This is a genomic window from Niveispirillum sp. SYP-B3756, from assembly GCF_009495745.1.
Lineage (GTDB): Bacteria > Pseudomonadota > Alphaproteobacteria > Azospirillales > Azospirillaceae > Niveispirillum.
Map to the genome: position 1 here is coordinate 60,216 of NZ_WIDQ01000009.1, position 25,115 is coordinate 85,330.

Annotated in this window: 21 protein-coding genes; 5 read left to right on the forward strand and 16 right to left on the reverse strand. The window is 64.3% G+C overall.

Annotation, left to right across the window (positions count from 1 at the left end; translation table 11 throughout):
• Nucleotides 1-65: 65 nt before the first annotated feature.
• Nucleotides 66-632: an elongation factor P gene (gene efp / locus GE253_RS17455; protein WP_153205429.1), complete on the reverse strand. Its 567-nt coding sequence runs from the start codon at nt 630-632 to the stop codon at nt 66-68.
• 128 nt (nt 633-760) lie between these two features.
• Nucleotides 761-1,186 carry a VOC family protein gene (locus GE253_RS17460; protein ID WP_211101500.1) on the reverse strand — a complete coding sequence of 142 codons (426 nt, stop codon included), beginning with the start codon at nt 1,184-1,186 and terminating at the stop codon, nt 761-763.
• Nucleotides 1,187-1,286: 100 nt separating this feature from the next.
• Here GE253_RS17460 and parA point away from each other — a divergent pair, with 100 nt between their 5' ends.
• Nucleotides 1,287-1,925, forward strand: a complete 639-nt coding sequence (gene parA / locus GE253_RS17465) for a ParA family partition ATPase (protein WP_153205430.1) — start codon at nt 1,287-1,289, stop codon at nt 1,923-1,925.
• Nucleotides 1,926-1,972: 47 nt separating this feature from the next.
• On the opposite strand, the gene bcp is transcribed toward parA, so the two are convergent.
• Nucleotides 1,973-2,437: a thioredoxin-dependent thiol peroxidase gene (gene bcp / locus GE253_RS17470; protein ID WP_153205431.1), complete on the reverse strand. Its 465-nt coding sequence runs from the start codon at nt 2,435-2,437 to the stop codon at nt 1,973-1,975.
• 77 nt (nt 2,438-2,514) lie between these two features.
• Here bcp and GE253_RS17475 point away from each other — a divergent pair, with 77 nt between their 5' ends.
• A complete protein-coding gene (locus tag GE253_RS17475) occupies nt 2,515-3,063 on the forward strand; it encodes a DinB family protein (RefSeq protein ID WP_153205432.1) in 549 nt (182 codons plus the stop codon).
• Nucleotides 3,064-3,111: 48 nt separating this feature from the next.
• Here the strand turns inward: GE253_RS17475 and GE253_RS17480 are convergent, their stop codons facing one another.
• On the reverse strand, nt 3,112-3,594 hold the full coding sequence (locus GE253_RS17480) for a peroxiredoxin (RefSeq protein WP_153205433.1): 483 nt from the start codon (nt 3,592-3,594) through the stop codon (nt 3,112-3,114).
• A 163-nt stretch (nt 3,595-3,757) separates the two neighbouring features.
• Between GE253_RS17480 and GE253_RS17485 the strand changes: the two genes are divergently transcribed.
• Entirely contained in the window at nt 3,758-4,369 is a 612-nt protein-coding gene (locus tag GE253_RS17485; RefSeq protein WP_153205434.1) for a YqgE/AlgH family protein, read from the forward strand.
• 193 nt (nt 4,370-4,562) lie between these two features.
• A complete protein-coding gene (gene pal, locus GE253_RS17490; protein WP_153205435.1) occupies nt 4,563-5,105 on the forward strand; it encodes a peptidoglycan-associated lipoprotein Pal in 543 nt (180 codons plus the stop codon).
• 9 nt (nt 5,106-5,114) lie between these two features.
• Here pal and GE253_RS17495 read toward each other — a convergent pair whose 3' ends face one another.
• Complete coding sequence (locus GE253_RS17495; protein ID WP_153205436.1) at nt 5,115-8,393, reverse strand: DUF3971 domain-containing protein; 3,279 nt, start codon at nt 8,391-8,393, stop codon at nt 5,115-5,117.
• Nucleotides 8,394-8,491: 98 nt separating this feature from the next.
• Between GE253_RS17495 and GE253_RS17500 the strand changes: the two genes are divergently transcribed.
• Nucleotides 8,492-11,452, forward strand: coding sequence for a bifunctional [glutamine synthetase] adenylyltransferase/[glutamine synthetase]-adenylyl-L-tyrosine phosphorylase (locus GE253_RS17500; RefSeq protein ID WP_153205437.1), 2,961 nt, complete (start codon nt 8,492-8,494; stop codon nt 11,450-11,452).
• A 256-nt stretch (nt 11,453-11,708) separates the two neighbouring features.
• Here GE253_RS17500 and GE253_RS17505 read toward each other — a convergent pair whose 3' ends face one another.
• The 11 genes from GE253_RS17505 to murC all read right to left on the reverse strand — a co-directional run bounded on the left by GE253_RS17505 (nt 11,709) and on the right by murC (nt 25,113).
• Entirely contained in the window at nt 11,709-12,479 is a 771-nt protein-coding gene (locus tag GE253_RS17505; protein WP_153205438.1) for an AAA family ATPase, read from the reverse strand.
• Nucleotides 12,480-12,610: 131 nt separating this feature from the next.
• The gene (gene recN, locus GE253_RS17510; RefSeq protein ID WP_153205439.1) at nt 12,611-14,305 is read right to left on the reverse strand and encodes a DNA repair protein RecN; all 1,695 of its coding nucleotides are present in this window, start codon (nt 14,303-14,305) and stop codon (nt 12,611-12,613) included.
• 40 nt (nt 14,306-14,345) lie between these two features.
• Nucleotides 14,346-15,173 (reverse strand): outer membrane protein assembly factor BamD, encoded by an 828-nt coding sequence (locus GE253_RS17515; protein ID WP_153205440.1) that lies wholly within the window; start codon nt 15,171-15,173, stop codon nt 14,346-14,348.
• Between the two features lie 142 nt (nt 15,174-15,315).
• Nucleotides 15,316-16,098: a transporter substrate-binding domain-containing protein gene (locus GE253_RS17520; protein WP_153205441.1), complete on the reverse strand. Its 783-nt coding sequence runs from the start codon at nt 16,096-16,098 to the stop codon at nt 15,316-15,318.
• A gap of 158 nt (nt 16,099-16,256) precedes the next feature.
• Entirely contained in the window at nt 16,257-17,156 is a 900-nt protein-coding gene (gene lpxC, locus GE253_RS17525) for a UDP-3-O-acyl-N-acetylglucosamine deacetylase (RefSeq protein ID WP_153205442.1), read from the reverse strand.
• 353 nt (nt 17,157-17,509) lie between these two features.
• Nucleotides 17,510-19,222, reverse strand: coding sequence for a cell division protein FtsZ (gene ftsZ / locus GE253_RS17530; RefSeq protein WP_153205443.1), 1,713 nt, complete (start codon nt 19,220-19,222; stop codon nt 17,510-17,512).
• 163 nt (nt 19,223-19,385) lie between these two features.
• Entirely contained in the window at nt 19,386-20,666 is a 1,281-nt protein-coding gene (gene ftsA, locus GE253_RS17535) for a cell division protein FtsA (RefSeq protein WP_153205444.1), read from the reverse strand.
• A 12-nt stretch (nt 20,667-20,678) separates the two neighbouring features.
• Complete coding sequence (locus GE253_RS17540) at nt 20,679-21,593, reverse strand: cell division protein FtsQ/DivIB (protein ID WP_153205445.1); 915 nt, start codon at nt 21,591-21,593, stop codon at nt 20,679-20,681.
• Nucleotides 21,581-22,516, reverse strand: coding sequence for a D-alanine--D-alanine ligase (locus GE253_RS17545; RefSeq protein WP_153205446.1), 936 nt, complete (start codon nt 22,514-22,516; stop codon nt 21,581-21,583). The genes GE253_RS17540 and GE253_RS17545 overlap by 13 nt, the downstream gene beginning before the upstream one ends.
• 228 nt (nt 22,517-22,744) lie before the next feature.
• Nucleotides 22,745-23,680 (reverse strand): UDP-N-acetylmuramate dehydrogenase, encoded by a 936-nt coding sequence (gene murB / locus GE253_RS17550; RefSeq protein WP_153205447.1) that lies wholly within the window; start codon nt 23,678-23,680, stop codon nt 22,745-22,747.
• The gene (murC, locus tag GE253_RS17555) at nt 23,680-25,113 is read right to left on the reverse strand and encodes a UDP-N-acetylmuramate--L-alanine ligase (protein ID WP_153205448.1); all 1,434 of its coding nucleotides are present in this window, start codon (nt 25,111-25,113) and stop codon (nt 23,680-23,682) included. The genes murB and murC overlap by 1 nt, the downstream gene beginning before the upstream one ends.
• Nucleotides 25,114-25,115: the final 2 nt, after the last annotated feature.

Below are 25,115 nucleotides of genomic sequence, written 5' to 3' on the forward strand. Positions count from 1 at the left end.
AAGAAAAAGCCCGCGTGCATCAACACGCGGGCTTTTTCAATAACCGTCAGGAACTGATCGGAAGATCAATCCTTGGCGCGTTCCAGATACTCGCCCGTCTCGATATTGACGACGATGCGGGTGCCGGCTTCGATGTGCGGCGGCACCAGAACGCGGGCGCCATTTTCCAGCACAGCGGGCTTGTAGGAGGAAGAAGCCGTCTGGCCCTTCACCACCGGGTCAGCCTCGGTGATCGCCAGCGTCACGGTCTGCGGCAGTTCAACCGACAGCGGCGTACCTTCGAAGGACTGCACGACCACTTCCATGCCATCCTGCAGGAAGATCTTGCCGTCGCCGATGATGTCACCGCCGATGGTCACCTGCTCGAAGGTTTCCTTGTCCATGAAGGTGAAGTTGTCGTCTTCAGCAAACAGGAACGTCATCTCGTGATCGTCGAGACGCGCACGCTCGACGGCTTCGCCGGTGCGGAAGCGCTCGATATTCTTGTTGCCGCTCTTCACGTCCTTCATTTCCAGCTGAATGAAGGCGCCGCCCTTGCCGGGCTGCACGATCTGGGTGCCGGTGATGACATAGAGTCGGCCGTTATGCTCAAGGATATGACCCTTGCGCATGGTGTTCGCATTGACCTTCATGACACGCTTCTCAAACTTTGGAATCGAGCGGCGCGGAACCTAACAGCAAAGGCCCCATCTGGCAAACACCCTCTGCGGGCGCTCACCGCATAGGCAACCGGCGGGGCACGCAGGGGCGGGCGGGCCGATCAGGCCACCCCCGGCTTCAGCGAGAAGACCACGCCCCAGCCATCGGGATCTTCAAAACAGACGGCCCGATCCAGCCAATAGGCATTTTCCGGCTGTACGGGAATCCCGCCGCGCGCCTGGATGGCGGCGCTGACGGCGTTCAGCGCCGCCCGGTCATCCACATACATCACCAGCAGATAGTCCCGGCTGGGGGCGGGGCAGGGGCTGCCATCGCGGTGCTGGGTGAATTCCAGCTGGATCCCGGCATCGGGCAGGCCGAACAGCACCCCGTCATAGCCGCCATGATTGCCGCCTTCATCCCGCCAGCCGCCAATCAGCGGCAGACCGATGACATCACGGTACCAATTGGTGACGGCATCAATCTGGTCTGTCGGTCGGGCAACGCGCAGGCGGGTGATGGGCAGATGGGCGGGCCAGGAAGTCACGGCGCTCTCTCCTTTTGTGCGGCGCAACACTTGCCGCGTCGCTGCCTTACCGGCACACTCCAAGGCCGATAATCAGAACATGAAGGGGGGGAAACCTGCCATGGCGGGCCGCGTCTTTACAATCGCACAGCAGAAGGGCGGGGCGGGCAAGACGACGCTGGCCATCCATCTGGCCCATGCCTGGGTGCTGGCCGGGCGCAGCGTCGCCCTGGTGGATATCGATCCCCAGGGCAGCCTTTCCGCCTGGTATCAGCAACGGGTGGCGGCCCTGGGGGAGGGGAGCACAGGCTTGACCCATGCCCAGCTTTCCGGCTGGCGCACCCAGCGGGAGGTGGAAAAGCTGGTGCAGGCGCATGAGGTGGTGGTGATCGACAGCCCGCCGCACGCAGAGACGGAAGCGCGAATCGCCGTGCGCGCTGCCGATCTGGTGGTGGTGCCGGTCCAGCCCAGCCCGATGGACCTGTGGGCCACCCGCCCCACGTTAGAGCTGGCCAAAGCCGAAAAGCGCCCGGCGCTGATCGTGCTGAACCGGGTGCCGGCGCGGGGGCGGCTGGTGGATGCGGTGGCGGAAAAGGCAGCCGAACTGGGTGTTCCGGTTGCGGTGGCGCACCTGGGCAACCGCATCGGCTTCGCCGCCGCCCTGATGGAGGGGTTGACCCTGCCGGAAACCGAGCCGCGTTCGCGTGGGCGGGACGAGGTGGAGGCGCTGGCGGCTGAAATCTGGGGCTTTGATCGGTAAGGGAAAATCCCGGCGGCACCCTTGCCCGTGATGCCACCGTGGAAACATCACAGTGACTGAACGGCCTCCAAAACCTTCTCCACATGGCCGGGCACTTTTACCTTGCGCCAGATCTGGCGGACCACGCCCTCCTTGTCGATCAGGAAGGTGCTGCGTTCGATGCCCATATATTTCTTGCCATACATGTTCTTTTCTACCCAGGCGCCGAACTGCTCCGTCACGTCGCTCTCGGCGTCAGAGGCCAGGGTGAAGGGCAGCTTGTACTTGGCCTTGAACTTGTCGTGGCTGGCCACACTGTCCTTGGAGATGCCGATGATGGTGGCGTCCACCTGCTCAAAATGGGGCAGGTTCTCGCCAAAGCCGCAGGCCTGTGTGGTACAGCCGGATGTATCGTCCTTGGGGTAGAAATAGACCACGACATTGTGACCCCGCAGGGCCGACAGGGTAACGCTGCCATTGCCGTCGGTGGGCAGGGTGAAATCCGGCGCGGGTGCGCCGATGGAAATGGTCATATCGGGTTTCTCCGATGGTGGTCGAGGCACGATGGCTGTTAGGTAGCCCGCCACCGGCATCAGAAAAGGGTTAAGGAATGATCGACGTCGATTATGTGCGGACCATGCTGGTTTATGGAAGCTGGATGAATCGCCGCCTGCTGGACGCCAGTGCTGCCATCCCCGACAGCGACCGCCGCCGCGACCTGGGCGCCTTTTTCAAGTCGCTGCATGGCACGCTGGATCATCTGTTATGGGGTGATCTGATCTGGATGCAGCGTTTCATCGGCAGCCCCGTGCCGCAGCCCGGCGCCGATGGCCTGATCTGCCCGACCTGGGAGGGCTTGGTGGAACACCGTGCCGCCGCCGATGCGCATATGCTGAACTGGGCGGAAAATCAGCTTACGGCAGAATGGCTGGCCGCCCCGCTTCATTATGCCAGCAAGCTGGCGCGTCGCCAGCGCGTCATGCCGGCCTGGGTGCTGGTGACCCATATGCTGAACCATGGTACCCACCATCGCGGTCAGGCGACCACGCTGATGATGCAGTTGGGTGTCGATCCGGGGGTCACCGATCTGGCGGCCATGCCGGCCCTGTTCGATGGTTCGCTGGGGATTGCGGCCCAGGACGAACCCTGGCTTGAATGATGACTGAAGCGGATGGGCGCCGGCCGCAGCCGGCACCCATCCTGCCGATTACAGCTGCTTCAGGATGTAGTCAGCGCTGGATACTTCGAACGCGCCCGGCTTTTCCACTTCCAGGCGGGTCACCACGCCATCGTCGGCCACCAGGGCGAAACGCTGGCCGCGATGGCCCAGATTATAGGCAGTGCCATCCATTTCCAGGCCCAGGGCCTTGGTCAGGGTGCCATTGCCATCGGGCAGCATGGTGATCTTGCCGGCCGTATTGTTGGCCTTGCCCCAGGCCTGCATGACGAACGGATCGTTCACGGCCAGGCAGACGATCTCTTCCACGCCCTTGGCCTTCAGCGCCTCGGCATTATCGACAAAGCCCGGCAGGTGCTTGGCGGAGCAGGTGGGGGTGAAGGCACCCGGCACCGAGAACACCACCACCTTCTTGCCCTTGAACAGATCGTCCGTGCTGATCTCCTGCATACCCGACTCAGTCAGATGCTTCAGGGTGACCGACGGAACGCGGTCGCCAACCTTAATGGTCATCGCTTGGTTCTCCCCATGGGATACATGTTGGTGGATGATGCATAGGTTCTAGGCTGTGGACCGTTCCACGGCAAGGCGGGGATGGATCGGCCAGGAAATTAACCCACATTCTCTTCACGGGGACTGGTATCATTCCCCCTGTCATCCTGTTGAGCCGATGCCCATGAAGCAACCCTTCAAACACGCCGCTGGCCGGTCGGACAAGCCGGCAAACCCACCTGGTGATAAGCTGACCGGGCAGTTCCTGGTCGCCATGCCCCAGATGCCGGACGAGCGATTCGCCCGCACCGTCATCTATATCTGCGCCCATAGCGGCGAGGGGGCCATGGGGCTGGTGGTCAATCGCCTGTTCCAGGGCGTGGCCTTCCCCGATCTGCTGGCGCAACTGCATGTCGAGGTGGAGAAGCCGCGCGGCAGCCTGCGCGTCCATTATGGTGGCCCGGTGGAGACCGGGCGTGGTTTTGTGCTGCACAGCGCCGATTACCTGCGCGAGGGCAGCATGGCCGTCACGCAAGAGGTGGTGCTGACCGCCACGGTGGACATATTGCGCGCCGTGGCGGAGGGGGCGGGGCCGCAAAAGGGCTTCCTGGCCCTGGGCTATGCCGGCTGGGGGCCGGGTCAATTGGATCAGGAAATGCAGGCCAATGGCTGGCTGAACGTGCCGGCCGATGCCGCCCTGCTGTTTGATCCCGACCTGGACCATAAATGGGAGCGCAGTCTGGCCCGGCTGGGCATCGACCTGTCCATGCTCTCCGCCGATATCGGCCACGCCTGATCTTGTGATCCGAGGGGGCGCCTGTTGTGTTAACGATCCGACCACGCGGGTCCGCGTGGCTGCGGCCGGCCCCGGCCTTGCCCGTCTTTCGTCTTACTCCAGACGCAATCATGGGCTGTTCTTGGGGCCGGGTGTGCCCGGAAGGGTGCCGGGCCGCCCCCTGCGAAAGCCAATAAGGAAGCGAGAGACCACCATGAAGCCTTCCCACCTTCTGATGCTGGCCCCGATGATGCTGCTGGCCGCCTGTGCCGGTGTGCGGGACGATAAGGCCGGCGCCACGCGCAATGGCAGCGGTGCCTATGACGCGGCCGCAGCCGGAACCGCCGGCCAGGGGCAGGGCTATGGCGCCACCCCGGTGGATAGCAGCACACTGAACAGCAACCTTTCCCCGCAGCAGCAGCTGGCCAGCATCGGCGACCGGGTCTTCTTCACGGTGGACCAGTATGAGGTATCGGCGGAGGCGACGGCCACGCTGGACAAGCAGGCCGCCTTTCTGCGCAGCAACCCCAATATCAGCCTGACCATTGAAGGCCATGCCGATGAGCGTGGCACGCGTGAATATAATCTGGCGCTGGGCCAGCGCCGTGCCGATTCGGTGCGCCGCTATCTGATTGCAAGCGGCATTGAAGCCAGCCGTCTGCAGACGGTCAGCTTCGGCAAGGAACGCCCCGCTGTGGCCGGCAGCGGCCAGGCCGTGTGGGACCAGAACCGCCGTGCAGTCAGCGTCGTCAATTAATCGATCGAGCTATGGTCCCGGCGGTGATGGAGGCGGCTGGGCGGGTTCGCCTGCCGCCGCCTTTGCCGGCGCCGGGGCAACGTCGCCCTTCTTCTCCTTGGCCGGCTTCGGTGCCTTTTCCTCCTTCGGCGGGGCTTCGCCGGCGGGCGGGGGCAGGAAGAACAGGTTGCGCAGGAAACCCGGTGCCAGCACGGCCAGCGGGTTTACGCCGGTCTGCAGATTATCCAGCGGCCCCTTCACCGTATAGGTGGCGGCAAACAGGCCCTGGCCTTCGCCGCCCACCAGCAGGTCGCCCAGCAGCGGGATCGCCCCCAGCAGCTTGTTGACGGTGGAGAAGGGCACAATCGTACCCTGAAGCTGGGCTTGGCCCTTCTTCAGGTCGATATTGCCTTCCAGTGTCAGCCCGACCTGCGAGCCCGACGTGCGCATGTCGCGCAGGGAAATCCCATTGCTGTTCCACTGATACTGGCCATGCAGCTGCGAGAAGGCGATGGGCTGGCCGGACATGAAATTGGCAAAGCCGCGCGGGGACGCGGCGGAGAGCAGCCGCGCCAGCACCGGCGCATCCTGCACCTGATAGTCGCGCAGGTCGGCCTCTCCGTTCACGGCCTTGGCCGGATCGTCGGCGGCGCTGCGGCCATTAATGGTCAGGCTGCCACCCTTGAGCTGACTGATCACATCCAGATTGCGCAAGGTGGCCCCGGCATCATCGGTGGCCATATCCAGGGTCAGAATACGCGGATCGGCGGCATCCGGGCCATAGCGCACCGAAAGCCGGCCCTTTTCACCGACCTCCGCATCCAGATCGGTGCGGAACCAGATATCGCTGTCGCGTTCCATCCGGCCGCGCGCATTGCGGATCACCCGGCCGTCATCGCCCATGATGGCGTGGCCCAGGTCAAAGCTAATAGCCAGGGCGGGCAGCTTGGCAGGCTCTGCCGGTTCGATCGGTTCTGCCGGATGGGTGTCGGCCTCCCCCTTTTTCTTCTTGCCCCGGAAGGGGCGGACATCAAAGGCGGGGCCGCGCACATCGATGGCCATGCCGCCCTGCCGGTCGGTGCTGCGCAAATCGATGCGGGCGTCGCTTTCGCCCAGCCGGAAGCTTTCCAGCAGCAGATGATCCATGCCGAAATCATCCTCGCGCAGGCGGGCGCTGCCGGTGGCATGCAACTCCTCCGTCTCCACCGTGAAGCCGCTGATCACCAGCGGCTTGCCATCGATGAAACGGATATTGGCCGTGCCCCGGCCGGGCTTGCCGGCCTCCTTCCGCCAGCCCAGCACATCGATGCGCAAGATGCTGGGGGTAAGGTCCAGGGCGGCATCGATGGTTTCCACCCGTGCCGGCCCGCTGCCCCGGCGGGTATAGGTCATGTCCACCCCGGCGGGGCCGTTCAGCCAATCGGGGAAGTCCAGCTTGAAGGCGGCGCGCTGGGCATCATCCGGGCGGGCCAGTACCTGGACCCGTGTACCGAACGGGGCGGTATCGTCGAAATTCTCCGTCCAGGCGATATCGGCCGGCACGCCGTTCAACAACGCCTTGCCGGTCACATCCAGCTTGTGGGAATCGACGGTCAGATCAAGCTGGCCCTGGCTGGCGCTGATATTGGCGACGATGTTGGGCACGGCGACATCGGCCAGCTTCGCCATGCCATCCAGCGCCACCATATCCATGGTCAGCTTGGCGATCAGCGGGAAGGCGAAATGCATGTCAACCTTGGCCTGCCCGCTGACGCTGCCCGGCACCAGCCCGACCTTGCCAGCATAATGCAGCGGTTCGGCATCCAGCACCGTCAGCGCGGAAGAGGCCGGGCCGGACAGCGCTACCTTGATATCGATCTTCTGGATGGTTTCCTTATCCAGGTCGGTGATGCGCACCAGGCCGGGGCCGGCCTGCATATCCAGCAGTTTGCCGGACTTGATATCAATGGCAAAGGTGGCACCGTCAAACGTCGCCTCCGCCGCAACATCCTTTACTGGCGGCAGTGGGCGGCGGTAATGCACGGTGAAGCCGGACATGGCAATGCGCCCTTCCAGCTTGGTCGGCTTGATATCCAGCGGCTTTTTGGCCGGCGACGTGCCTTCCAGGGTGAAAATGGTGCTGGTGAAGGTGCCATCGGCCAGATTGCCGACCATCCAGTCGCGCGTGCTTTCCTGCACGCCCAGCGGCCAGTAACGCTTCAGGTCCGCCATGGGCAGGCCTGTCAGCTCCTCCTTCAGCGCCAGATGAATCTGGTCCCCTTTCTGGCGCGCGGTGCCGGTGACGGTCAGCTCCGCCGGGCCGGTCAGGTCCAGGTTGAACTGGTCCAGGATCAGGCGGCGGCCGGCATCTTCCAGCCGGCCATGCAGGGAGACACTGTCAAAGGCAAGCGGCTCCGGCAGGTGATCGGGCAGCACCAGCCGTCCCTTTTTGCCGGTCAGGCCCATCACCATGGCGGTGGGGTTCAGGTTCTCATCCACCTCCATCGTGATGGAACCATCCAGCGTCACCTCCAGCGCGCTCAGCGGTTCCAGCACCGGGGCCAGCTGGGCGAAATCGGCGGGGCGCAGATCGGCCAGGGCGGTACGCACATTCATGCCGCCATCGGACAGGCGATAATCGATTTCAGCCGCGATCTGGTTGATCTTGCCGCCCATATCGATATCGGCGGCGGCCGTACCGAACACACCGCTGTTGCCGCGGCGCAGGCGCAGGTCCAGTCTCGGCACCTGCCAGACCGTGCCGGTGGCCAGATTATTGACCACCAGCCGCGCTCGCGTCACCCGCAGGTCACGCAGGGCGCCGGTCTGTTTCAGGGCGTCCGGGGGTTCCCTCAGGGCCGCCAGCAATTCGCGCGCGATGCGCGCACCGGCATCGGGGTCCAGTTCCTCATCACTGCTGCGGATATCCAGGCGGAATTCGCCGTCTACCGTCCGCTCTGCATACAGCCTTGGCTCCACCAGTTCGATCCGGCTGGGGGCGACGGTGCCGCGCAGCAACGCCGGCACAGAGAGGCCCAGCCGTACCTCGGGCACGGCGGCGATGACGGTCCCGCTGCTGCCATAGGCAGTGACGCCGCGCAGGCGCAGATCGACCCGGCTGCCAAACCCGTTCCAGGCCAGAACGGCCTGCCCCAGATCCAGCCGCGTGGGCGACTGCGCATTCAGCGCCTGCTCCAGATAGCGGGTGGCAAAATCAATGGGGATCGGGCCCTTGGTCAGCTGCCAGGCGAGGAACCCGCCACCCAGCACCACGACCGCCAACAGGCCAGCCAGTAATTCCAACAGGATAAGGGCGCTTCGGCGGAACATCAATGAAGGATCTCGGGCGCTATCCGGCTGGGCTTGACCTGGGTTGGGCAGGCGGCGCACTGTGGCCCGCGCCCGACCCAACTCTGGGATAGCCCGGTATGCGCCTTATATTCAATCAAGAAAGCCTCCCGCTTCCCGGTGATGTGCAACGTGCTGCCGTTGGCCTGGAACATTGGCGGGATGCCATCCGCTCCATCCCTGATACGGCGCTTGCCGAATTTGCCCGCACCTTCATGGATCAACCGGAAGGGCGGACGGTGCTTGAAACAATTTTCGGACATAGTCCGTTCCTTGGCACCGCCCTTTTACGGGAGATCGGCTTTTTCCGCGCCATTGTGGAAAATGGCTTCGATGCGGCCTTTGCCGACCTGCTGACCGATATGGGGGCCCAGTATGGGGCCGACAATAAGACCGATCGGGTGATGAAGGGCCTGCGCGTGGCCAAACGCCGCGCCGCCCTGCTGATCGGTCTGGCCGACATGGCCGGGGCCTGGGCGTTGGAGCAGGTGACGGGTGCCCTGTCCGATTTCGCCCAGGCGGCGCTGCAGCTGGCCACCCGGCTGGCCCTGCGGCAGGCTGCCGCGTCGGGCAAGCTGGTGCTGCCCTTCCCGGAGGAGCCGGAACGCGGCAGCGGCTTCATCGTGCTGGCCATGGGCAAGTTTGGCGCGCGGGAGCTGAATTACAGCTCCGATATCGACCTGATCGTGCTCTATGATGATGGCATCGTGCAGGTGCCGGACGGGGAAATGACCCGCACCTTCGTGCGCATCACCCGTGAGCTGGTGCGGCTGATGGATGAGCGCACGGCCGATGGCTATGTCTTCCGCACCGATCTGCGCCTGCGTCCCGATCCCGGCGCCACGCCGGTGGCGGTCAGCGTCTCCGCGGCAGAGGCCTATTACAGCAGCCTGGGCCAGAACTGGGAACGCGCCGCCATGATCAAGGCCCGGCCGGTGGCCGGCGATCTGGCGGCGGGTGAGGGTTTCATGGATATCCTGCGCCATTTCATCTGGCGCCGGAATCTGGATTTCGCCGCCATCCAGGACATCCATTCCATCAAGCGCCAGATCGGCGCCCATAAGGGCCATCGGGAAAAGACGGTCAACGGCCATAATATCAAGATCGGGCGCGGCGGCATCCGGGAGATTGAGTTCTTCGCCCAGACCCAACAACTGATCTATGGCGGGCGCGACCGTTCCTTGCGCGTGCCTGCCACCGTCCAGGCGCTCTATGCGCTGGTGGAGGCGGGGCGGGTGGAACAATCCGTCGCTGACGATCTGTCCCGCGCTTATCGCTTCCTGCGCACGGTGGAACACCGGGTGCAGATGGTGGATGACCAGCAGACCCACGAACTGCCCAAGACCGATGAAGGGGTGGCGCGCATCGCCGCCTTCCTGGGCTATGCCGATGATCAATCCTTCCGTCAGGCCCTGCTGGAGACGCTGGGCGTGGTGGGGGATCATTATGATGGCTTGTTCGCCGACAGCCCGACCCTGTCCGGTCCCGGCAATCTGGTCTTCACCGGCACGGAGGATGACCCGGAAACCATGGAGACGCTGCGCTCCATGGGTTATGCCAACCCGTCTGCCATCGCTGGCCAGATCCGGGCCTGGCACCATGGCCGTTACCGCGCCACCCGTAGCCAGCGGGCGCGGGAATTGTTGACCGAACTGGTGCCGACCCTGCTGGCCGCCTTTGGCCGTACCGCCCATCCCGATCAGGCCTTCCTGAAATTCGATGAGTTTCTGGAGCGGCTGCCGGCGGGCGTGCAGCTTTTCAGCCTGTTCTATGCCAACCCCAACCTGCTGGATTTGCTGGCAGAGGTGATGGGCACCGCCCCCCGGCTGGCCGAACAATTGGCCCGCCGCCCGGCGGCACTGGATGCCGTGCTGCTGCCCGGCTTCTTCGATCCGCTGCCGGGGCGGGAGGAACTGGAGGCCGGGTTTGAGGCCCTGTTGGGCGGGGCCGGCTATTTCGAGGAATATCTGGACCTGGCCCGGCGCTGGACCAGCGAGCACCGCTTCCGCGCCGGTGTGCATATCCTGCGCCATATCTCCGACGCCGATCGGCTGGGCGCCTTCCTGACCGATGTGGCGGAGGTGGCGCTGGTCGGCCTGCAAAAGGTGGTGGAGGATGAATTCGCCCGTCGTCATGGCCGGGTGCCGGGGGCGGGCTTTGCCGTCATCGCACTGGGCCGGCTGGGCGCCCGCTCGCTCTCCCTGCGCTCTGACCTGGACCTGATCACGGTTTATGAGGTGCCAGACGGGGTGAGCCAGTCGGACGGTGACAAGCCTTTGTCGCCCAATGATTATTTTATCAAGCTGACCCAGCGGCTGGTCAATGCCATCACCGCCCAGACGGCAGAGGGGCAGCTTTACGAGGTGGATATGCGACTGCGGCCCAGCGGCAATGCCGGGCCGCTGGCCGTCAGCTTTGATGGGTTCGCCAAATATCAGCGGGAAAGTGCCTGGACCTGGGAACATATGGCACTGACCCGCGCCCGCCCGGTGACGGGGCCGGCACCGTTGCGGGCGCGGCTGGTGGCGGAAATCAAGGCCGTGCTGACCAGTCCGCGCGATGCGGAAAAACTGCGCCAGGACGTTGTCTCCATGCGCGCCCGCATCGACCAGCAGCATCACACGGACGATATCTGGTCGGTGAAGCATGTGCGCGGCGGCATGACCGACATCCAGTTCATCGCCCAATATCTGATGCTGCTGCATGGCCCGGAAAAGCCGGAAATCCTGGATACCAACACCACCGGGGCGCTCGCCTGGCTGGGGGACAGTGGCTTCCTGGCGGTGGAGACGGCCAATCGGCTGATCGAGGCGCACAAGACCTGGCGGCGGGTGCAGGGCTTCCTGCGCCTGACCACTGATGGCGCCTTCGATGCGGCCAAGGCCCCGGCCGGGTTGAAACAGCAACTGGCCAAGGTGGCCTTGCCGGACGCCGCCGCCAGCCTGTCCTTTGATGAGGTGGAAAGTCAGCTCCGTGCCATGGCAGTGCAGGTGCTGGCCGATTTTGCGGCAATTGTGGGAGCCGAGGTGGGGGCTGGCTGAACCTTACCCTGACGCTTGCTTGCAATGATCAGAACCTTTGGTACCGATCATTGCCCCCAGTGTCTGTCCGGAAAGTTATCCCGCCTTTCGAAACCTTGCCCTTTCTCCACCGTCATTCCCGCCTTCGCGGGAATGACGGTGGAGATTGGAAACGCAGTGAAAGTTCTTGGACGGACACTTAAACGCCGGTGCTCAACGCCCCAACCGAGTTGTGATGCGTGGAACTCATCACAACTCGGTATGACAGCGTCACCAGCTATTCGCAGAAGATGCCATCCATGAAGCTGTCAGGGTCCAGGTAAAATTCACGCAGAATTCTGAAATGTTCTGTCATCTGATATGGCCTTTCCACAATTCCTTGATCCGTCATATTCAGCAAGGTGGCACCGGGATAGGCCATGATCAGGGGGGAGTGGGTGGCCATGATGAATTGGCAGTCTCCCCTATTCTCAAAATTCTTTACCATGCGTAAAAATTCTATTTGCCGCATGGGGGAGAGGGCGGATTCGGGTTCGTCAAAGACGAATATTCCTCCCCCGTTCATTTTATGTCGAAAAATGTCGATATAGGCTTCACCATGCGATCGCTCAGCAAGCGATCGGCCACCGTAAGCTTGATAGATGCCGGCACCACCCTCCCGGGCCAGGCTATCGACCTGATTTATGAAGGCAAATAAGGCTTCTGATCGGACATGGAATCCCCTTGTGACCTTGGGAAACCAGGATGCCCGTATATATCCGTGCAGAATATTCTGTTCATCTTTGTTGAGATTATAATTTCTATTTCCACCAAACGGGCCAAAACCGCACAGGCCGGCGATGGATTCCAGAATGGTGGATTTCCCGGTTCCGTTTTGTCCGGCGAATATCGTAACGGGTTTGTTAAATTCTATCTGAAAGTTACCGGTGCCAAAGGCCGGAATGGAGAATGGATATTGCGTGCGGTCGATCGTCTTTTTGTCATCGAGCCAGATCGATTTCAGGAATGGTGCCCTGAACATCGATGTTTTTGACTTGCTTCCCGTCATCCGTAAGCCCCGGCCGTATGGTTCAGGCTACTGACCCGCCCACCGTTCAGACAGCATCATGCACGGCACTGTGATAGGCAAGGGATGCCTTCCCACTGCCGTCAGATGTTAGCTTTTCCAGATCGCCGGGTTTACAGCAGGGTAGGGAAGGCGTTGCGCCCGGTCAGCAGGCTTTGTGCGGCCGCGCGGGCGGCCTCGGTGATTTCGGCACCCGACAACATTCGTGCCAGTTCTTCCAACCGTTCTGCTGTGGTCAGCGGCACCACTTCGGTCACCGTGCGGCCGCCGGCCGCCTTCTTGCGCACATTCCAATGGTGGGCGCCACGGGCGGCCACCTGCGGGCTGTGCGTGACCACCAGCACCTGCAGGTTCTGGTCGCCCAGCCGCGCCAGCCGTTCGCCAATGGCATCGGCCACAGCCCCGCCCACGCCGGTATCCACCTCGTCAAACACCAGGGTCGGCACCGTGCCCACCTGGGCCAGCACCACCTTCAGCGCCAGCATGAAGCGGGCCAATTCACCGCCAGAGGCGATCTTGGCCAGCGGCCCCGGCGGGCTGCCGATATTGGTGGCGACCTGGAAGGCGATATCGTCGATGCCGTGCGGCCCCCAGCCTTCTTCCCCCTGCGGTTCCACCTTGGTGACGAATCGGGCCTTTTCCAGCTTCAGCGGTTTCAGCTCGGCGGCCACCGCCTGATCCAGCTTGGATGCCGCCTTCATGCGGGCGGTCGACAGAGCCTTGGCGGCCTCCAGATAGGCGGCTTTGGCGGTTTCCGCCTGGGCCGCCAGCTTCTGCAACAGGTCGCCCTGATCCTCGATCAGCGACAGCTTGCGCGCCATTTCCGCCCGCAGGGTCACCAGACCGTCAACATCGGTGCCATGCTTGCGGGCGGCGGCGCGCAGGGCAAACAGCCGCTCCTCTATCTTGTCCAGATTGCCGCCATCGATATCCATATCGGCCGACAGGGCCTGGAGCGAGCGCGCGGCCTCGCCCACATCATTGGCGGCCTCATCCAGGGCGCTGATCACCGGGTCCAGCCGGCCACCGGCCTTTTCTGCCAGCCGGGACAGGGTGCGCAGCGCGCTGGCCAGCGCCCGTTCGGCCCCGCGTTCGCCGGACAGCTCCCCGTTAGCCTGATTGATGCCCTCAATCAGCTTTTCCCGGTGCTGCAGCACGACGCGCTGTTCGGCGAGCCCCGTCTCTTCCCCTTCATTGGGGTCAAGCTGGTCCAGCTCCTCCACCGCATGGCGCAGGTAATCTTCCTCCGCACGGGCGCGGGCGGCATCGTCGGCGGCGGTCAACCGCGCCTGTTCCACCTGCCGCCAGGCCCGCCAGGAGGCTGAAACCTTCTGCTGGCGGTCGGCCAATTGCACATAATCATCCAGCAGGTCGCGGTGGGTGCGCGGGTCCAGCAGGCCATGGGTATCGAACTGGCCATGCACCTCCACCAGCGTTTCGCCCAGCCGGCGCAGCAGGGTGACCCCTACCGGCTGATCATTGACGAAACAGCGGGAACGACCATCCGCCGTCAGGGTGCGGCGGATCACCAGCGTATCCTCCACCTCCAGTTCCTGTTCGCGCAGGATGGCGAAGGCCGGATGGTCCGGCGTGCGGCTGAGATCGAACTCCGCTGTCACACTGGCCTGCTCGCTGCCGTGGCGGACCAGCCCGCTGTCGCCGCGCGCACCCAGCGCCAGCCCCAGCGAATCCAGCAGGATCGACTTGCCGGCCCCGGTCTCCCCCGTCAGCACGCAGAGACCGGCCTGGAACGACAGTGTCAGCCGTTCGATCAGCACCACATCGCGGATCGAGAGCGTCACCAGCATCGGATCATTCCTGGACGTTTATGAAGCGGCTTGGATCAGATCAGAACATCCAGTCCCAGGCACGGGTCATGAAGGAGGGCTTTTCCCCGCGCGCGGCGCGGTTCATCAGGGCATAGGTGTCCTGATACCAGACGCTGCCGGGATAATTATGGCCCAGCAGGGCGGCATTGGCCTGCGCCTCTTCCCGGATGCCCAGGGCCAGATAGGCCTCCACCATGCGGTGCAGGGCTTCGGGCACATGGCTGGTGGTCTGATACTCGTCGATCACCCGGCGGAAGCGCTTGATGGCGGCGACATATTCGCCGGTATTCAGATAGAAGCGCCCGACCTCCATATCCTTGCCGGCCAGATGGTCGCGCGTCAGATCGATCTTCAGCTTGGCATCGCGGGCATAGGGCGTGGTGGGGAAGCGGCGCACCACCTCATTCAGGGCCTTCAGCGCCTCTTCCGTCGTGCTCTGGTCGCGGCGCACGTCGGTGATGCGCTCATACTGGCAGAGCGCCTTCAGATAATAGGCATAGGGCGCATTGCGGTTGCCCGGATGCAGGGCGATGAAGCCATCCAGTGCGGCGATGGCATCGTCATACTTCATCGCCTCATAGTGCGAATAGGCAGACATCAGCTTGGCCCGCACTGCCCATTGGCTGTAGGGGTGCTGGCGCTCGACCTCGTCGAACAGCAGGGCCGCCTTGGTATAGTTCTTATTGTCGATGGCGTTGGACGCCTCGGTGTAGATCTGCTCCACCGGCCGCTCGACATAGGGGATCTCCTCCTTCTTGCCCGAGCAGGCGGTGAGGAGCAGCAGGGCGGCCGGCACCAGGTAACGGGCGACGGCGGACGGGCGAATGGTGCGGGGCGTGCGAAGCATCGGCAATGACAACCAAGCTCTGGGGCATGAATGCGGGAAGCCTTATAGCACGCGCGGGACGGCACCCGCCAAGCGGCAAACGACGCGCTATCATTACATGCACGCTTTTGCCGCCAAATCCTGGCGGAACAAAGGCATTTCATCACGGATCGGGGCGCGCCGCGTTCTGTTCGGCCTGAATTTCCGGCAAATGGCGCAGAGATTCGTCAAAACGGGCCCGCAAGGCTGTGCCCGCTTCGTCGTTGCGGAAGCAGACATGCAGGCTTTTTTCCTCCAGCAGCCGGGCATTCAGCCGCAATGCGGCGCGGTGGGGAATCAGGTCCGGGTCGGTGGCCAGCAGATATGACAGCACATTGCTGTCGATCACCACCAGATCCAGCCGGCCTGCCGCCAGCTTGCGCAGATTGGTGGCATCATCGACCGCCGGTTCCACCGTCAGCCCGCCGGCAGCGGCCATGGCATCGAATTCCGGATTGTTGACATAGCCGCGCACGATACCGATGCGCCGGCCGGCCAGATCGGCCAGCTGTCTCCAGGGGGCCGGCGCGTCCACCCGTTCGGCAAAACCCAGCGGGCTGTTGCCGATGGGGTCGGACAGCAGGCAGTGCCGCGCCATCGTGGCATCCCGATATTCCGGGAAATAGCCCTGAAAGTCGGGGTCACGCAGGCCGCTGGCCAGCGCCCGCTGCCAGGGCAGGAAATCCACCTGCAGGTCCAGCCCCGCCCCGGCCAGGGCTGCTTGCACAATGGCGGTGGAACGCCCCTGATCGGGCAGATGCGGGCCGGTGAAGGGCGGCCAGTCCAGGCTGGCCAACCGCACCACATTCTCCGTTTGTGCCTGTACCTGTGCCATGGCGGATCGGCCTGGAAGGCAGCCCAGGACGATCAGCAGGACAGCGAGACGAAAGGGGCTGCAAATGATCATGGCCACCGGACATGGGGTGTCGGGAACAGGTTGGCCGATTCTATATATGTTTTAAGACTACTTTATGACCTGCCGGCTGGATTGTCACGGGCGGAACAAGCAACGGCCGGACATTGGTGAATGTCCGGCCGTTGAAAATATTCCTTATCTGTGGAGGGTCAGGCGACGGTCGCCAGTTCTTCCTGCCAGACAGGGGCATCTTCGATGCGGTAATTGGCGGGATCGGCGAACAAGGCGCGCAGGACGGCGTTGTTCATGCCGTGACCGCCACGGATGCCGTGGTATTGGCCCAGGATCTGGCCACCGGCCAGATAGAGGTCACCCACCGCATCCAGAATCTTGTGACGGATGAACTCGTCCTGGAAGCGCAGGCCGCCTTCATTCAGTACATGGTCGCCATCGATGACGACCGCATTGTCCAGCGACCCGCCCAGGCCCAGACCGGCCTGGCGCATCTGCTCCACCTCATGGGCGAAGCCGAAGGTGCGGGCGGCCGACACTTCAACCTTGAAGCTGGTCGGGTCAGTCAGCCGCAGGCTGCCTTCCTGGCGGCGGATCAGGGCCGTATTGTCATAGATGATCTCCGCCCGGAAGCTGGAGGTCGGGGCCGGGCTCAAGGTCACCTTCTTGTCGCCGTCAATGGCGCTGACTTCCTTCAGCACGCGGATCACACGGCGCGGCTTTTCCTGCACGCGGGTGCCGGCACATTCGATCAGGAAGATGAAGGGGGCCGAGCTGCCATCCATGATCGGCACTTCGGCGGCACTCACCTCCACATAGGCATTGTCGATGCCGCAGCCGCGCAGGGCGGCCATCAGATGTTCGACCGTACCGATGGTGGCGCCATGTTCGTTGCGCATCAGGGTGCAGAGGCGGGTATCCGCCACCAGATCCCAGCGGGCGGGGATGATCCCCTGACCTTCCGGCAGATCGGTGCGGATGAAAACGATACCGGTATCGACCGGGGCCGGGCACAGAGTCAGATGGACCCGACGGCCGGAATGAAGGCCGATGCCCATGCAATCGATCGTGGAATTCAGAGTCTGTTGCCAGGACATGGTATGTCCCCTTTTCCGATCAATCTAGACAGTGCCCCCGTGCAAAGTGATCCCCCTGCCTTTTCCCCGTCCTTCCACTGGCGGGGTTTGCGCTGCACCCTGTCCCACAAGGCACCCCGTTTCACGAGGCATTGCAACGCAGCATTGGCATCGCTTCACCACCTCAACATGACGCCTGTCCCGGCAAGACACAAATCACTCTTTATTACCGATTGTTACGCATCCGTCGGATAACAGTATGATCTAACGTCACAATTTTGCCCAGATCGGTTAACGGTAAAACAGAAGGGCCGGCCCCCGCCGGGCCGGCCCTTCATAATGCAACGCGATAAAGCCTTGATTGCGAACGATGTTCAGTTCGCCTGGCGGCGCAGGAAGGCCGGGATATCCAGCATATCCTCTTCGCTCTGCGGGGCCTTGGCGCGGGGCGCTGCCTCGGCCGGCTGGGCCTGCGGGGCGGCCTGTGGCACCGGCGCCGGTGCCGGCTGGGCCGCCGTGCGGGACTGCTGGGGCTGGAACTGCGGTGCCGCCTGTGCCTGCGGGGAAGGGGCCGGCTGCTGGCGCGGAGCCGGCTGGCTGCCGCTTCCCAGACCGAACATGCGGCTGAACAGGCCAGCTTTCTTTTCCACCGGCGGCGGGGTGAAGCGCTCCGGCACATGGCTGTTGCTGCGCGGCGCGCCTTCGGCCGGACGCGGCGGGATGAAGGCATCGTCGCGCCGGGCCGGTGCCGGCGGGCGCATATCCACCGGGCGCAGCTCATGGCTCACCGGGGCGTGCTGTGCGTGCGCGGCAGCCTCTGTCACCGCTTCAGCGGCAGGGGTGGCCTCTGCCACGGCAGCCTGCTGCTGAGCCGCCATCGCGGCCGGCGCCATCGGCACGGCACCCGGCACCGGGGCGGGGGTCATGGCGGGGTAATGCGGCGTGGCGGCGGCACCGGGAATGCCGGCCGGCTGCATGACCGCACGGGCGGGAATGCCGTTGGCTGTTGCGGCGGCAGCGGCCGGGACGGGCGGCACCGAGGGTACACCGGGGCGTCGGGTAGCGGCATTGGCCGCCGGCAGGGGCTGCGGCTGGGCCACCGGGCGCATCTGCTGGCCGGCATTATCGATGCCGGTGGCGACGACGGACACCCGCATCTTGCCGGACATGTGTTCATCGAAGGTGGAGCCGAAGATGATATTGGCTTCGGGGTCCACCTCGTCGCGGATGCGGTTGGCCGCCTCATCCACCTCGAACAGGGTCATGTCATGACCGCCGGTGATGTTGATCAGCACGCCACGGGCACCCTTCATGCTGATATCATCCAGCAGCGGGTTGTTGATGGCGGCTTCGGCGGCGTCGATGGCGCGGTTATCGCCCTCTGCCTCGCCGGTGCCCATCATGGCCTTGCCCATCTCGCTCATCACCGTGCGGATATCGGCAAAGTCCAGGTTGATCAGGCCCGGCATCACCATCAGATCGGTGACGCCGCGCACGCCGGCATGAAGCACATCATCGGCCAGCTTGAAGGCATCGGCGAAGGTGGTCTTCTCCGTGGCGATGCGGAACAGGTTCTGGTTGGGGATGATCAGCAGCGTATCGACATATTGGGCCAGTTCCGTGATACCGGACTCGGCCGTGCGCATACGGTGCGCCCCTTCGAAATTGAAGGGCTTGGTCACCACGCCGACGGTCAGAATGCCCTGTTCACGCGCCGCGCGGGCGATAACGGGGGCAGCCCCGGTGCCGGTACCACCGCCCATGCCGGCGGTGATGAAGCACATGTTGGTGCCGTTCAGATGGCCCAGAATCTCTTCCAGCTGCTCTTCCGCCGCCGCACGGCCGACATCGGGGCGCGAACCCGCCCCCAGACCACGGGTGATGGTGGAGCCCAGCTGAACCCGCTTGGTGGCCAGATTGCCCTGCAGGGCCTGGGCGTCGGTATTGGCGACCACAAACTCGACCCCTTCCAGATTGGAACGGATCATGTTGTTGACGGCATTGCCGCCGGCACCGCCAACACCGAACACGGTGATGCGGGGTTTGGTCTGCACTTCAACGCTGGGGATACCGAGTTTCAGGCTCATCGGGGGCTACTCCTCTGGCGGGGGAGGGGGTCTTGGGCGGTGGCCCTGGGGGCAGGGCCAATCATCGGGGGCAATCGGGGGTCAGGCTTGGGCTGCCGGTGGGCGGGCGCTGGCCTGGGGTGACGGTCTTCGTCGGTGATCCATCATGGCGGCGGCTCCATCTTCACAGATTCTCCCGCAGCCAGAGGTTCACCCGGCCCCACAGGCTGGACGGTCTCTCGTCCAGCGGGGTGAGGGCCGGCATCTCATGGGTCTGTTGCATCGCATAGGCCAGCAGGCCGGCGGCAGAGGCAAAGGCCGGGCCGGACAGGTTGCTGGCCAGCCCGCCAATGCGCAGCGGGCGGCCCAGCCGCACCTGCTTGTCCAGCACATTGGCGGCCAGTTCGCGCACGCCGGCCAATTGGCTGCCGCCACCGGTCAGCACCACGCGGCGGCCGGCGGCCTTGGCAAAGCCCGAGCCTTCCAGCCGGCCGCGCACCAGCTCAAAAATCTCTTCCAGCCGGGGCTGAATGATGCTGACCAGATAGGATTTCGGCACATGGTTGCCCTGGCCGCGCTCTTCCTCCCCCACCTGGGGGACGTCGATCATCTCCCGCTCGTCGGAGACGGCGGCGGCGGCACTGCCATGCAGAGTCTTCAGGCGCTCGGCATCCACCACGGTGGTGGTCAGGCCACGGGCAATATCGTTGGTGACATGCACACCGCCCAGCGGGATGCTGTCGCACCAGACCATCTTGCCGTCATTGAATACGGCGATGCTGGTGGTGCCACCGCCCATATCGATCAGGGTGACCCCCAGATCCATCTCATCTTCGACCAGACAGGACAGGCCGGAGGCATAGGGGCTCATCACGAACCCCTCCACCCCCAGATGGCAGCGGCCGACGCAGGTGGTCAGGTTGCGCACCGGGCTGGCGGCGGCGGTGACGACATTCATCCGCACGCCCAGCCGTTCCCCCACCATGCCGCGTGGATCGCGGATGCCCTTGGACCCGTCAATGGCATAGCCGACGGGGATGGAATGGATCAGCTCGGCATCGGTCGACACATCCAGCCGGCGGGCCTGGGCCAGGGCACGGCGTACATCGGCATCGCCGATTTCAGGCCCGATCACCGGGGTTTCCACCGTCAGGGTCTGGCTTTCCGGCTGGCCGCCGGACAGGCTGACCAGCACCTGACGGATCTGTTCACCCGCCATCGTTTCCGCCGCATGGACGGTGGTGCCAATGGCGGTCTCCGCCGCTTCCATATCGACGATACCGCCGGAGCGCACGCCCCGGCTGACCTGATGGCCGATGCCGACCACACGGATGGAGCCGGGATCATCCACCTTGGCGATGAAGCACACCACCTTGGTCGAGCCCACATCCAGGGCCGCGATGGTACCGCCGCGCGTTACCTTGCGCGGGCCTTTACGGGTATTCAGTGCGCCGGGAAATGCCATGTCCGCCGCCCCTCAGATCTTCTGCTTCTTTTCCGGCGGCTTGCGCCGCTGGTCGGCCGCCATGGCCGAGGTCTGGATGGCCAGCCGGTCGGGCATCCGCAGGTCAATTGCCACCACATCCTTGTCCAGTATCTGATTGGTCTGCTGGATCAGCGCCAGCTGGTGCAGGGCCTCCGGCACCTCATGTTCGGGCAGACGCACATCAACGCCGTTCTTCAGCTTCAAATCCCAACGACGGCCAGCCACCAGGATGGCGGCTTCCACCCTTTCCCCGATGGTCGGTTCGGCTGCCAGCCGGCGGAGCAGTTCCGGCCCGCGCGCCGGCGCATCGGCCCCCACCAGCATGGGCAGGTTGGGCCAGCGCGACAGGTCTTCATCGGTCAGCACCACGCCATCGGCATCCACCAGCCGCAATTGCCGGTCATGCTGCCACAGCGCCATCGGCTTGCGCTCCTTGATGGCGATGAAGATCGTGTCCGGCAGGCGTCGTTCCACCCGCGCCTCCGCCACCCAGGGAATCTGTTCCAGCGCCAGCCGGGCGGCGTGGGGATCGAAGGCCAGGATGGGGCTGCCGCGCTGCACGCCCAGGGCTGCCAGCATGTCGGTCTTCGCCGTGCGTTTGCGCCCCTGCACAAAAACTTCCCCCACCGACAGGCCGGCATCTACCGATGCGTGCATGAACCTGTCGGTCACCGTGGATGTCAGCATGGCCGCCTGCCCACTGGCCCAGGCCCAGGCCCCAACGGCGGCCAGCAGCAGCAGCGGGGCCGCCGTGCGGCCGATGCGCATGGCGGGGCCGGCCCAGCGCGGCATGGCGCGGCGGCGATTGGCCTCCTGCGCTGCACGCAATGTGGCCCGCCGCGCCGTTTCGGCGAAGCGGGCCCGGGGATTGTCGGGGATGGCGTCGGCGGGCGTCACACGTGGCATCGGGCTCGCTCCACTATCCAGGCGCACAGATCGGCATAGGCGATGCCGCGCGCGGCCGCCTGTTCCGGCAACAGCGACAGGGGCGTGAAGCCCGGCTGCGTGTTGGTCTCCAGAAAGCACAGCCCGCTGGTGCCGGGCTTGCTGTCATCCCAGCGGAAATCGGAGCGGGATACCGGCTCGCAGCCCAGCACCCGATGGGCCAGCAGCGCCAGGCGCTTGGCCTCTGTCGCCACCTCTTCAGGGATCTGCGCCGGGCAGATATGGGTGGCGCCGCCATCGGTATATTTGGCGGTATAGTCGAAGAAATTCTGCGTCGGCACGATCTCCGTAACGGCCAGCGCCTCATCCCCCATGATGCCGACGGTCAGTTCCCGGCCGGGGATGAACTGTTCCACCAGCACCTTGTCGCCATAGACCCAGGCATCTTCTGCCAGCACGGTGAAATTATCGCCCGCCTTGACGATGCGCACGCCCACGGACGAGCCCTCATCCACCGGCTTCACCACATAGGGCGGGGGCAGCACATGGCCGGCCAACACCTGATCCTTGGTCGCCACCACACCATCGGCCACCGGCATCCCCGCCGTGGACAGCAGGCGCTTGGTCATTTCCTTGTCCATGGCGATGGCAGAGGATTTGACGCCGGAATGGGTATAGGGCAGGCCCATATATTCCAGCACACCCTGGATCAGCCCATCCTCCCCACCGCGCCCGTGCAGGGCGTTGAACACCGCATCCGGGCGCGGGTTCGACAGGGCAGCGATCAGCGCCGGCAGGTCGCGCTTCACATCCACACGGGTGACGCGATAGCCCTTGTCCTCCAGCGCCGTGGCGATATTGGCCCCGCTGACGAGCGACACCTCGCGCTCGGCAGACCAGCCACCCATCAGGACGGCGACATGCTTCGCGTTCGTCTCACCCATCACACCAGACTCCCCCACGGCCCGCATACACCAGGATGCGGACGTAATGGCCGAACAATTCGGCAACTTCTGCGCATACGCAAGATTTTGTGTGACGGCCAGCATATCCGCCCACAAAATCCGGTGTAAGCGAGGCGCCGAGCGGTCGCAAGCGGCAATCTGCGCCGCTTTCAAAAAAGCCGAGGGCGTTAACCCGAAGGTCAGGGGGGAGGGGGTGGGTAAACGCGTTCATCCGCCCCCCCCATGCGAACGGGGTACGCCGATCCGCCGTATCTCCCAACGCAAGTCTATGCCGCTCTGCGCTTTCACGCGGCGGCGGACTTCCTCGCCCAAGGACTCGATATCGTCTGCGGTGGCGTCACCCAGATTGATCAAGAAATTGCAGTGTTTCTCGCTGATCTGCGCCCCGCCGATGGTCAAACCCCGGCAACCGGCGGCATCGATCAGTTGCCAGGCCTTGTGCCCTTCCGGGTTGGCGAAGGTGGAACCGCCGGTGCGGGCGCGCACCGGCTGGCTGTCGGCGCGGGTCTGCTGGATCGCCTCAATCCGCGCCTGGATGGCGTCCTTGTCATCGGGCCGGCCGCGCAGGGCGGCGGCGGTGAAGATGACATCCTCGGGCAGGCCGCAATGGCGGTAGGTCAGGTGCAGCTCATCGCGTGTCCAGCGCCGGCTATGGCCCTGGCCGTCAACCCCTTCGGCCCAGTCGATGACATCCACCAGCTCGCCGCCATAGGCCCCGCCATTCATGCGAATGGCCCCGCCAATGGTGCCGGGAATGCCGGAGAGGAATTCCAACCCCGCCAAGCCGGCCTGCTGTGCCGTCAGCGCCACGTTCAAATCCAGCGCGCCAGCGCCGGCGATGATTGTTTCGCCTTCGACATAAATTTCGGCAAAGGCACCCCCCAGGCGGATCACCAGACCCGGCACCCCGCCATCGCGGACCAGCAGGTTCGACGCCACACCGATTACCGTCACCGGCAGATCGGCGGGGCAGCGGGCGCGGAAATAGGCCAGATCATCCCGGTCGGCCGGACGGAACAGCAGCTCGGCATTGCCGCCGACGCGGAACCAGGTGGTCGGCCCCAGCGGCGCGTCGGCCACCAGCCGGCCGCGAAGGTCGGGTGCTTGTTCCTTGATCCGGTCGAGCAGCGGGGAGGCAACCATCAGTCGGCACCCCCGATGGCAAACAGCTTGTCCAGCTCACCCGGCAGGGCGTTGGCCCATTGGGTGATGGTGCCGGCGCCTAAGCACACCACCATGTCACCGGGTTTGGCGATGTCCTTCACCAGGGCCGGCAGGGCATCCGGGCCGGTGAGCGCACGCACGTCGCGGTGGCCGCGCACGCGCAAGCCCTCCACCAGATCATCGCGCGAGGCGCCGGCAATCGGTTGTTCACCAGCGGCATAGACATCCGCCACCACCACCGTGTCGGCATCGTTGAAGCAGGTGCAGAAATCGCCGAACAGGCTTTGAAGGCGGGTATAGCGGTGCGGCTGCACCACGGCGATGGTGCGGCCGGTGCCGGCCATGCGGGCGGCCTTCAGCACGGCGGAAATTTCCACCGGATGGTGACCGTAATCGTCAATCACGGTGATGCCGTTGCTTTCCCCGGTCTTGGTGAAGCGGCGCTTCACCCCGCTGAACTTGGCGAAGGACTGGCGGATCGCCTCGTCGCTGATGCCCAGATTGATGGCCACGGCGACGGCGGCCAGGGAATTCTGCACATTATGCAACCCATACATCGGCAGATGGATGCCGGTGATGGTGCGCGCTTCCCCCCGTGATTCTCCGCGGGCGCGGTCGCTGACCGCCACGTCATAGGCGCAGCCGCTGGTATCGGTCACCACATTGATGGCCCGCACATCGGCCTGAGGGGAGAAGCCATAGGTGACGACGCGGCGATCCACCCGGCCCAGCATGGCCTGGACCTCAGGATGGTCGATGCAAAGGGCCGCGAACCCGTAGAACGGAATGTTTTCGACAAACCGGTCGAAGGCCTTCCGCTCCTCCTCAAACGTGCCGTAATGGTCCAGATGCTCCGGGTCCATATTGGTGACGATGCCGATGGTGGAGGGCAGCTTGGTGAAGGTGCCGTCGCTCTCATCGGCTTCCACCACCATCCAGTCACCGCTGCCCAGCTTGGCATTGGTGCCCAGTGAATTGATGATGCCGCCATTGATGATGGTCGGGTCCATCGCCCCGCCTTCCAGCAGGGCCGCCACCATGCTGGTGGTGGTGGTCTTGCCATGGGTGCCGGCCACGGCGATGGACCATTTCAGCCGCATCAGCTCCGCCAGCATTTCCGCCCGGCGCACCACCGGGATCATGCCGGCGCGGGCCGCCACCACCTCGGGATTGTCCTTCTTCACGGCAGACGAGATGACCAGCACCGCCGCTTCGCCCAGATTTTCCGCCCGGTGGCCGATTTCCACCTTGATGCCCAGCTTGCGCAGCCGCTGCACATTATAGTTATCGGACATGTCGCTGCCCTGGACCGCGTAGCCCAGATTGTGCAGCACCTCGGCGATGCCGGACATGCCGATACCGCCAATGCCGACGAAATGCAGGGTTCCGATGTTCAGCGGCAGGGCCCGCATGG